Source organism: Micrococcus sp. CS26, assembly GCF_055522295.1.
The window spans coordinates 1-8946 of the sequence record NZ_JBVFVY010000038.1 but is presented as its reverse complement, the minus strand read 5'-3'; the positions used below and the strand labels follow the sequence as shown (position 1 = coordinate 8946).

At 69.8% G+C, this 8946-nt stretch carries 10 protein-coding genes and 1 pseudogene; 4 read left to right on the top strand and 7 right to left on the bottom strand.

Features of this window, described 5'->3' with window-relative positions; all coding sequences use genetic code 11:
- The coding region (locus ACZ1IK_RS10875) for a DUF3800 domain-containing protein (protein WP_465098509.1) at positions 1–457 on the top strand (457 nt) is incomplete at its 5' end.
- A gap of 171 nt (positions 458–628) precedes the next feature.
- Here the strand turns inward: ACZ1IK_RS10875 and ACZ1IK_RS10870 are convergent.
- Together ACZ1IK_RS10870 and ACZ1IK_RS10865 are read right to left on the bottom strand one after the other, a co-directional pair.
- Positions 629–1501: an Ltp family lipoprotein gene (locus tag ACZ1IK_RS10870; RefSeq protein ID WP_465098508.1), complete on the bottom strand. Its 873-nt coding sequence runs from the start codon at positions 1499–1501 to the stop codon at positions 629–631.
- A 478-nt stretch (positions 1502–1979) separates the two neighbouring features.
- Positions 1980–2195: a type I restriction-modification system subunit M N-terminal domain-containing protein gene (locus ACZ1IK_RS10865; protein WP_069942031.1), complete on the bottom strand. Its 216-nt coding sequence runs from the start codon at positions 2193–2195 to the stop codon at positions 1980–1982.
- Between the two features lie 258 nt (positions 2196–2453).
- Between ACZ1IK_RS10865 and ACZ1IK_RS10860 the strand changes: the two genes are divergently transcribed.
- On the top strand, positions 2454–2681 hold the full coding sequence (locus tag ACZ1IK_RS10860) for a helix-turn-helix domain-containing protein (RefSeq protein ID WP_223247472.1): 228 nt from the start codon (positions 2454–2456) through the stop codon (positions 2679–2681).
- A gap of 90 nt (positions 2682–2771) precedes the next feature.
- Here ACZ1IK_RS10860 and ACZ1IK_RS10855 read toward each other — a convergent pair whose 3' ends face one another.
- The gene (locus ACZ1IK_RS10855) at positions 2772–3629 is read right to left on the bottom strand and encodes a transporter substrate-binding domain-containing protein (protein WP_465098507.1); all 858 of its coding nucleotides are present in this window, start codon (positions 3627–3629) and stop codon (positions 2772–2774) included.
- Between the two features lie 160 nt (positions 3630–3789).
- Here ACZ1IK_RS10855 and ACZ1IK_RS10850 point away from each other — a divergent pair, with 160 nt between their 5' ends.
- On the top strand, positions 3790–4617 hold the full coding sequence (locus ACZ1IK_RS10850) for a hypothetical protein (RefSeq protein ID WP_101965915.1): 828 nt from the start codon (positions 3790–3792) through the stop codon (positions 4615–4617).
- Between the two features lie 9 nt (positions 4618–4626).
- On the opposite strand, the gene ACZ1IK_RS10845 is transcribed toward ACZ1IK_RS10850, so the two are convergent.
- Positions 4627–4902 carry a DUF1540 domain-containing protein gene (locus tag ACZ1IK_RS10845; protein WP_144820019.1) on the bottom strand — a complete coding sequence of 92 codons (276 nt, stop codon included), beginning with the start codon at positions 4900–4902 and terminating at the stop codon, positions 4627–4629.
- A 436-nt stretch (positions 4903–5338) separates the two neighbouring features.
- On the opposite strand from ACZ1IK_RS10845, the gene ACZ1IK_RS10840 reads away from it, so the two are divergent.
- Positions 5339–6007, top strand: a complete 669-nt coding sequence (locus ACZ1IK_RS10840; protein ID WP_465098506.1) for an OBAP family protein — start codon at positions 5339–5341, stop codon at positions 6005–6007.
- Positions 6008–6177: 170 nt separating this feature from the next.
- On the opposite strand, the gene ACZ1IK_RS10835 is transcribed toward ACZ1IK_RS10840, so the two are convergent.
- The 3 genes and pseudogenes from ACZ1IK_RS10835 to ACZ1IK_RS10825 form a co-directional block, all read right to left on the bottom strand.
- A complete protein-coding gene (locus tag ACZ1IK_RS10835) occupies positions 6178–7359 on the bottom strand; it encodes an NAD(P)/FAD-dependent oxidoreductase (RefSeq protein WP_159305714.1) in 1182 nt (393 codons plus the stop codon).
- Positions 7360–7471: 112 nt separating this feature from the next.
- Positions 7472–8425, bottom strand: a complete 954-nt coding sequence (locus ACZ1IK_RS10830; RefSeq protein ID WP_465098505.1) for a WcbI family polysaccharide biosynthesis putative acetyltransferase — start codon at positions 8423–8425, stop codon at positions 7472–7474.
- Between the two features lie 174 nt (positions 8426–8599).
- Positions 8600–8946: pseudogene (locus ACZ1IK_RS10825) on the bottom strand (glycosyltransferase); the annotation flags it as partial.

The window sequence follows — 8946 nt, the reverse complement described above, 5'->3', positions numbered from 1 at the left end:
ACATAACCTCATGGTGATCATCGATCAAATCAATGAGAAGACGCGAGTCGAACGCGTTGCATCGATGTATGCCCACATCTTCAGCCGAGCCGGCGACTTTCCGGAGATGCGGTGCATCGTGGAACCGCCCATGCACGTGGACAGTTCGCTGAGCTCCAACGTGCAGTTCGCCGACTGGGTCGCCGCCGCCGTCACACGCGCTGTCGATCACCAGCTCAACGACTCGTCCAAGTACGCCTGGGTCACCGACCCCCAGCGGCTGGCATCCATGAGGGGCAGCTTCACCTACGAATCCAAACTGCACCTGTGGAACCGCGGCGTGCAGGACATCAACCACTCTGAGCTGTTCCACCGCGAACGGCGACTTGCCCCGACCCCGCATGGACAGCTTCTGGGGGCCTCGGTGGACCCCGCGGCGGCGGAGAAGATGGCGAAGATCTGGCGCTCGGGACGCTAAGACCTGGCGCCGCTGATAGAGATCGCCCCGGCCCTGCGTCAGGCGGAACACAGCCCCGCATATTCTGGTCCTCCGCGGGCTGCGAAGGACCAGAATATGCGGGCGGCGGGTGGACCACCTGGCGACACCGTTGCCGACGCGTTCATTCAACGCGCGGGGCATGCCCGGGCGTCACTGGGACAGGTTGTCGATCGCGTACTGCGCCTGGTCGGGCGTGAACTCCTCGCCGTACTCCGAGACCAGTTGGTCGTAGATCGCAGACGGCGACATGTCCATCATCTCCTGATAGCTCTTCGCTTTGGCCAGCGCATTGGCATTCCAGTCCACGTCCGTCATGTTGTCGATCGCGTACTGCGCCGCTTCTGGTGAGAACTGCTCACCGTACTCGGAGACCAGCTGGCCATAGATGCCCATCTTGGACATGTCCATGTTCTCTTCGTAGCTGTACGCCTTGCGAAGCGCCGACTGGTACTCCATCGGCACATCCCCGGCCTCATGCTCGGCTGCCGCTTCCGTCTCCTCCGAGAGCGTCGGCGTGGGCTCAGGGGTGGGCGTGGGCTCCGATGCAGGAGCAGACCCCGCAGTAGGGGTCGAGGTCGACGATGCAGCCGGCGTGGAGGATGCGCCCTCGGACGCGCCGTCCACCTCCAGCGCCGCATACTCCGGGATGCGGTTAATGATGGGCGTCATGTTCTCAACGAACCTGTTGAGTTCCTCACCGGGCTGGTAGCAGTCGGTGGCTGCACCGGTCACAGACTGCACGATGTCCTGCATTGGCATCGTGTACCTGCCACCGCCCGACTTCACAATGCGCTGGATCTCCTCAGGCTCGGCCATCAGACGGTCCAAGGTGTCGAGATACTTGGGATGGGCGACCGCGCGCAGCTGATCGCCCTGCTCCACCAACCCCGCCACGCGACGCTCCCTATCGCTCATGACGAGGTCTTCCATGTAGAAGTCCACGCTGAAGTCCAGGACGTCTAACGCAAGACCACCGCGGTTGCCTGCCAGCTGTTCGCACGTCTCGGTGGCCGTCAGCTGCATGGGGCTCTCCGAGGCGGCGGGCGTCGGCGACACCGCCGAAGAAGACGAGGACAATGAGGATTGGGAGCTAGACGGCCCCGGTCCCTCCTGACCGGAACAGCCGGTGGCCACGAGCAGGAGGGGCAGGAAGAGGAGGAGTCGCTGAGCGCGCATAAGAAAACTCTCCGTGACTGATGTGCGAGCCTCGAACCAAGCCCTCTTGCGGCTGAAATGGGTGCCAGTGAGAGTCTGTCGAGGAAGGGTGAGAAGGCCCTCAACTGCATATTGTGCACAGCAACGCACCCATTGAGCGACACGCCGAGGACATGTGAGAGTCGAGCAGGAATGCTCATGTCGCGTTTCCGCGTCGGAAGGGTGAACGGCCACTTCACCTGCCACAGCCGCACTTCAGAGCCCGCGGCTGGAGGGATACTGCTCGCAGCCCTGCGAAGGGGGTCATCTCGTGATTTCTCGCACCCCCACCCCGGACGATATCGAGTCAGTGCTCGCCGCCGTCGAGACCATCCCGCCAAGCCTGTTCGATCACTACGAGGGATCCCGCGAGAACGAGCCGGTGCGGGGCCATGACCGCCTCCATGCGGCGCAGGATGGTGAGCGGAGGGACGAGCGTGCCGTACTGGTTCGGCTTGAACACGCCCCGGAGCTGATCCGCGATCCCCCACACGAAGTTCGAGAGGTTCTGGCGAGAGGGCATGGTGGCAGAGCCTTTCGGAGCACGGCGATTTGGCAGTCGGCCTCATTCTGGCACTGAAAAGTCGCACGCCTGATGCCTGAGGGCCGGGTTCCGAAGAATTCTTCGGATGAGGAGGCCGGCACCTCTTCGACCGACCCCGGAGGCTCGAATCTGAAGTTCTCTTCGGTTTCCCATGTCGACTCGTCACCGCAGCAGTCGAACGTCACCGATTCCGAAGAATCCTTCGGATTTCAGCTGCTCATCTGCCACGCTGGAGCCGTGGCCACCACACGCGCAGTCTCCTCTGCCGCGGCGCTGATGAAGATCAGCGATCGCGTCCGCGCCATGCGTAAAGAGCTCCTGCTGACCCAGCAGCAGCTCGCAGACCTGGCGGGAGTCTCGGATGCGACCGTCCGCCAGATCGAGCGCGGCACCGGCAAGAGCACCCTGAAGTCAGTGCTCTCCGTCATGGAGGTGCTCGGCCTCGAGCTCGAGGTCACCGGCTGACGACTCCTGCACTCGAAGACCTGAAGCGCGTCACCACCGCGGACGTCTACAAGGGCGGCGTCCCAGCGGGGACGGGATCGCCCTTGCGGCTCAGTCCTCCAGGCTCAGCTCCACGTCCCCGACCCACGGCTCCGCGAATCCTTCGTACGTCCCGTCCTTGAGCGCGATGGCCAGCCACTGGTCCACGTAGTGCTTGAACACCTCGTCGCCCTGCGGGAGCATGTACCCCTTCTGGAAGTAGTCGAAGGGCTCGTCCGGGTTCGCGGCGCACAGCTCGGGGTACTCGTGGTCGATGTAGAGCACCTCGGAGCGGTCCGTGGTCATCACGTCCGCCTCACCGGCCGCGAGAGCGTCGAACACCGTGAGGTTGTCGTGTGTCAGCAGCTCGCCCTGCGGGTAGTGCTCCCGCGCGAACTTCTCGTTGGTGCCGCCCTCCGGGAAGATCGACCGCACACCCGGCTGATTGATCTCCGCCACGGTGTCGTACTTCTCGACGTCCTCGCAGCGAGTGATCGGCGTCTTGCCGTCCTCCTGCGTGGGCACGGTGAAGTACACCTGCTCGGCGCGTTCCGGGTTCAGGGAGAGGCCCCCGACGGCGACGTCGCACGCCCCCGACGTGTAGTCGTCCATGAGCGTCTTCCAGCTGGTCTTCACGAACTCCGGCTCCACGCCCATGGTCTCGGCGAGATCGCGGGCCATGTCCACGTCGATGCCCTTCCAGTCGCCGCTCTCGGTCTGCTCGGTGAAGGGCGGATAGTCACCGGTGGAGCAGACGCGCAACGTGCCGGCCTCCTTGATGCGTGTGAGTGCGGAGTCGACGACGGTGGCGGTGGCAGGTTCCGATGAGCCGCCCGCATCCTGCGCCGTGCCGCAGGAGGTGAGGGCGAGCGCCAGGGCGACGCCGAAGGCCGCCGTCGTGAGTTGGTAGTGGGTAGGGCGGAAGGTCATGATCGGCTGTCTCCCTCGACGACGGCATGTGAGTCCCGTCACCGTAGCCCGGCACCGCTCGCCCCCGCCGCCCCACGTGTGACAAATACACAACACTCGCCTTGCGTATCTCACTGAGGTGTGCCTTACTGGTTTCCGGACCCCCGCCGGAAGGACCCCCATGGCCCACGCCTCCACGCACCCCGCTCATCCGCTGCCGCCCGTGGCGCCCCGTCGTCTGCTGCTGGCCCAGCGGCTGCTCCGCGGCGAGGGCTCCGTCGAGGTCACGGCCTTCCGCGCCGGCGAGACGCTCACGACGGCCGTCCACGGCGTGAGCGCGGAGGGCCGCCTCGTGGTCGCCCACGTCCCCAACCTCCTCGGTTCGCTCGGCGCGTTCCACACGCCCGCGCCGCTCGACGTGCGCGTGGACGTCCTGCGCGACGCCCTGGACCTCACGGTCCCCACCCGCCTGGCATCCGTGCATCTGCTCGGCACCCTGCGCTGGTGCCGGGACTCGGCCGAGGTCGCGGAGCTGGGGCTGCGCGGTCGCGTCGCGGACCTCGTGGCCGACGTCGGCCCGCGGGTGCGCGTGGGCGTGGTCGAGACCCAGCGGATCCTGTTGCACGACGTCGACGGCGTCGCCGTGTTCTGCCGCCACACCCTGCCGCTCACGTCGCGCGGGCTCGTCGACCAGGCCGAGCTCGCAGACCTGGCGGATGACGTGCTGGGCACCGCCCCCGAGGTGCTCGCGGACCTGGCCGACGCCGTCGCCCTGGGCCTGCTGCCGGGCGAGAGCACCCCGTTGCAGGTCGACGCCGAGCCCCTGCCCGAGTCCCCCGCCCGCGCCCTCGATGCGGACGAAGCCGGGGTGACCCTGCTGCGCGTCCGCGACGGCGAGAGCACCGCGGTGCATGTGGCCCTGCCCGGCGCTGGCCGGCTCGACCACAGCCCCTGGCACGCCTGGCGGCGACTGCTGGACGCGATCCCGGCGCGGGTCGCCCACCCCTGAGGGGCGGCGTCAGTTGATCGTGTAGGTGGCGCAGGTGGCCACGTCCGTGACCTCGATGCCCTCGGCGGTGCAGGCGAGGTCGGCGTTGTAGGTGCACTCGAGGCGGTGGCACGCACCGACGGTCGAGGCGCCCTCGGTCACCGGGCGGCGGACGTCCAGCTGGACGAAGGTGCCGCAGCCGGGCGTAGGGTCGGAGCCGGCGACGGTGATGGCCAGGGCGTTGCAGGACGACTCGGCGTTGAAGGCGCAGGCGCTGGCGGCGCAGGTGCGGACGGCGGTGGTCATGGCGTGATCCTCCCGGTTCGGGACCGCCCCGGGCCGGGACGGTGCTGCTGGAATCGAGATTACTCCGGCCCACGAATAGCACAAGAGGGGTGATCCTTAGTCGATAGGCAATTAGCGCAAATGCATTTTGCGCATTGTCGCGTGTCGTATGGACCGACGTCGTGCCCGCCGGCCGCCCGGAATCTTCTGCCTCTCTGGCCCTTCTGGCGACCACGCGCCCACTCAGAAGGGTCAGATGCGCAGACGATCCGCCGTCCCCGCCTCCTGAGCAGCCCCGGCAGCCCCGGCAGCCCCGGCAGCCCCGGCACTCTGGCCGAGTCCGCCCCGCGCTCCTAGCGTGGGGCCATGAGCACCCATCGCCTGTCCTCCACCGCCCTCGGGTTCGCCGCCGGACTGGGCACCGCGGCCGCTGTCACCGCAGCCCGCAAGATCGCTCATGGGCGCCGTCGGGAAGGGCCACCCGCTCAAGCACCGCCTCCTGGACGCGGCATCCGGCCTGGTCCAGCCGAAGTACCCCATGGGCGCGATGAGCACCTATCTCAACGGACTGCACTTCTACGCCGACGACCTCGGCCGACAGGTCGAAGCCAGCCACTTCTGCATCCACCTGCGCCACGACCTGCACCAGTGCGTGATCTTCGACCGCAACGCGCCGGACGCACGGCTGATCGGCATCGAGTACATCATCAGCGAGGAGCGGTTCCGCAGCCTCCCCGACGAGGAGCGGCGCCTGTGGCACAGCCACCACTACGAGGTGAGCTCCGGCGCCCTCACGGCCCCCGGGGTGCCCGAGCTGGCCGAGCACAGTTACTTCGAAGACCTCATCCACACCCACGGGAAGACGTTCCACACCTGGCAGTACGACCGGGACGACTTCCCGTACGGCATCCCCCAGCTGATGATGGGCCTCACCGGCGACGGCCAGGTGGACGAGGCCCTCCTGCGCGCCCGGGACGAGCGCGTGGGCGTGGACACCGCGGCCAAGCGGCGCAACCGCGCGGACATCCCGGTCCCGGACGTGGTGCCGGGGGCGAACAGCTGGAAGCGCGGGCGGGTCGTGCAGACCACGCTCGAGGAGCGCCCGGTGCGGGGCCGCGACGACTGAGGGCGGCGTCGTCGGCAGGGCGCCGTTTCCCGAACGACAGCGGTGCGACACGCCGCCGTTTCCCGAACGAAAACGCTCGGCGGGCCGGCGCCGTCATCCGGATCGGGCGGGGGCGCCCCGCGAGGGACAGCACGTCCGCCGCACGTGTCGCGACAGCGAGAACGCTGGGCTCAGACCTTGCCCTTGAGCAGTCGGTGCCAGTAGATCCGGGGCTGGCCGAAGCGGTCGAAGGCCGCCGTGCTCTTCCGCGGCTTCGTCAGGTCCACGCCGGGGATCGACCGGTCCTCGGAGCCGTCGCGGACGTGCTCGTCCAGGACCAGCTCGTCCCGGCTGACCATCACGGGGATCACGGTGTAGCCGTCGTACTTCTGGAGCGGCTTCCCCGCGTCCGCGGCCTGGATGTTCTGGGTCAGGATCTTGACCTGCCGGCGCAGGGCTCCGCCGGAGGGCCGTGTGCCCAGGGCGGCGGCGTCGCCCAGCGCCCACACGTGCGGGTGCAGGGGATGCCGCAGGGTCGCGGGATCCGCGGCCGCCAGGCCGGCCTCGCCGTCGTCCGCCAGGCCCGCCTCGGCGATGAACTCCGGGGCCCGCACCACGGGCGTGATGTACGCGGCCGCGACGTCGGTGATCCGCTCACCGGTGTTGAGCACCACCTCGCGGGCCTCGTGGTCCACGGCGTTCACCTCTGCGCCGGCGTGCACATGGATGCCGTACCTCGCCACGGCCTCGGCCAGAGCGGGGTCGATGGTCTGCCGGTCCAGGATCCGGCCGTACGGGGTCACCAGGCGGACGTCCACGTCCGGCAGGATCCCCGTGCGCTCCCACGCCGCGCAGGCCAGGAACAGCGCCTTGAGCACGGTGCCGCCGCACGAGGAGGGCTCAGCCGGCACATTCGCCACCACACGGTCCCCCGCGGCCACACGCGACAGCAGCGCCCGGGCGGCGTCCACGTGCTCGGGCACGTGCGCACTCGCCGCCCATCCGGCGGCGTAGGCCTCACGCAGCCCGTCGATCGCACCCCACCACGGGGTCAGCCCCGGGCAGAGCACGAGGTGGCGGAAGCCCACGGTCAGCCCGGTGCTCGTCACCGCGGTCCGTTCCTCGGCGTCCACGGCCACGACGTGGTCCGGGATCCATTCGACCCCGTCCGGGATGACGGCCCGCATCGGCCGTTCGAACCGGGCCATGTCCGCCTGCCCGCCCGCCGCGTAGTTCAGCATCGGCCGGTAGCGGTGCAGCTGTTGGCCGTCGGCGATGGCGACCCGACCCTGCCGCTTCCGCCGCAGTGCGGCGGCCAAGGACACGCCGGCGTTGCCGCCGCCGACGATCAGGATGTCGTACTGCTCGGTCACGTGGTCCTCCGTGGGGTGACGGGGTCAAAGGAACGGTACGGCCGCCCCCGCAGACGTGCTCCGCGGCAGACGGGACGTGCCGCCCATCCTCCACTGGTGGCCGGGGCCGGCGCTAGCCCGTAAGGCCCAGCAGCCGCAGCTGGTCGGCGTACTTGCGCATCCCGACCTCCACGGCCTGCGGGTTCTGCGCGTACCAGTCCAGGTGGGTCTGTCGCAGCTGCTCGGCCGGGACGGTCTGTCCGGCCACGGTCCAGTCCTCGGTCGGCTCGGCGTCGAGGTCGAGGGCCTCCACCACGACCGCCTCGAGGGGCGCGCGCACCCCGCCGAGGAGCACGCGGGAGGCGGGCACGGGCTGGACGGCGACGTCGCCCGGCAGGTGCCCGGCCACGCGCTCGGCCACGCGGGTCAGCAGCATGTTGGTCGGGTGGTTCACGGTGTAGAAGCCGACGCCCCGCTCCGCCGCCACGAGGTCCGCCATGGACAGCGTCCCCTTCGCCTCCTCCCTCGCCCGCAGCGCCTGCACGGACGCGGCCGCGGCCTCGCGGATCGCCGCCGGCGCCACCTCCCGACGACGGCCCGTCGCCGCCTCGGCCAGCACGCGCAGGTCGTGGTACGGCACCACGGGCGGGTCCTCCCCCGGCCGCTCGGCCGCCCCGGGCGCGAACTTCCAGTTGCGGAGGGTGACCTGCCAGGGGAAGCGCGAGACGTCGTACACCACGGGGATCCGCACCACGGCGGCGTCCTCGGGCAGCCGGGCCACGAGCTGGTCCGTGCCGATGGGCATGCCCCGGTAGTCGTGGGGGATCGGCTGGGTGACGAGCGCCTTCACGCGCGGCAGCAGCCGCTCCAGGTGCTCGACCTCATCCGGCTGGACCTCGAAGGCGGGCGGCACGCGGACGCTCACCAGGTCCGCCCCGTGCAGCGGTGTGCCGGGCTCCCCGCCGAGCAGCCGCCGATACGACTCGCCCTGGCAGTTGCCCCACACCAGCAGCAGGTCGCCCTCGGGCAGGTCCTCGAGCCCGTAGAAGTGCCCGTAGTGCCGGCGTCGTCCCTCATCCCACTGCATCCGTGCGTCCTCTCTCCTCAGCCATCCACGCGCCGGATCCAGCCGACGCCCGCCGTCCCGAACCACCAGGCCAGGAACGCGGCGAGCGCCGCGAAGTCCAGCTCGCTCATCGATCCTCCCGTGTTCCGTCCTGCCCGCGATTGTGCCAGCCCCGCCCCGCGGGCACCGGCCCGCTCAGCCCCAGCCGCCCCACCACGCCTCGAGGTCCGGCACGGCGGCCACGGGCGCCCAGCCCAGCCGGGAGGCGGGCACCCGCCATACCCGCGCCGTCCCGCCCCGCCGGCGACGCCACCGCGCCCGCGCACACGTCAGCACGGCGAGCACGGCCCGCTCGCCCGGCTCGGCCGGCTCACCCAGCACCTCCACGCGCTCGACGCCGGCCCGTTCCAGGCGCAGCAGCCACGCGGCGACGGCGTCCGCGTCCGGCCGGGCTCCGGCCGCGGCGGGCCGCAGCGGCACGTGCACGTCCACGGACCAGTCGGGCACCGACCGCACGGCGTCCCGCTCGGCCCTCGTGGGCG

What these genes read in the sequence shown, in the direction of transcription:
- ACZ1IK_RS10870 (WP_465098508.1), bottom strand. Translation starts at nt 1,501, where the DNA reads ATGCAGCTGACGGCCACCGAGACGTGCGAACAGCTGGCAGGCAACCGC.
- ACZ1IK_RS10865 (WP_069942031.1), bottom strand. Translation starts at nt 2,195, where the DNA reads ATGCCCTCTCGCCAGAACCTCTCGAACTTCGTGTGGGGGATCGCGGAT.
- ACZ1IK_RS10855 (WP_465098507.1), bottom strand. Translation starts at nt 3,629, where the DNA reads ATGACCTTCCGCCCTACCCACTACCAACTCACGACGGCGGCCTTCGGC.
- ACZ1IK_RS10850 (WP_101965915.1), top strand. Translation starts at nt 3,790, where the DNA reads ATGGCCCACGCCTCCACGCACCCCGCTCATCCGCTGCCGCCCGTGGCG.
- ACZ1IK_RS10845 (WP_144820019.1), bottom strand. Translation starts at nt 4,902, where the DNA reads ATGACCACCGCCGTCCGCACCTGCGCCGCCAGCGCCTGCGCCTTCAAC.
- ACZ1IK_RS10840 (WP_465098506.1), top strand. Translation starts at nt 5,339, where the DNA reads ATGGGCGCCGTCGGGAAGGGCCACCCGCTCAAGCACCGCCTCCTGGAC.
- ACZ1IK_RS10830 (WP_465098505.1), bottom strand. Translation starts at nt 8,425, where the DNA reads ATGCAGTGGGATGAGGGACGACGCCGGCACTACGGGCACTTCTACGGG.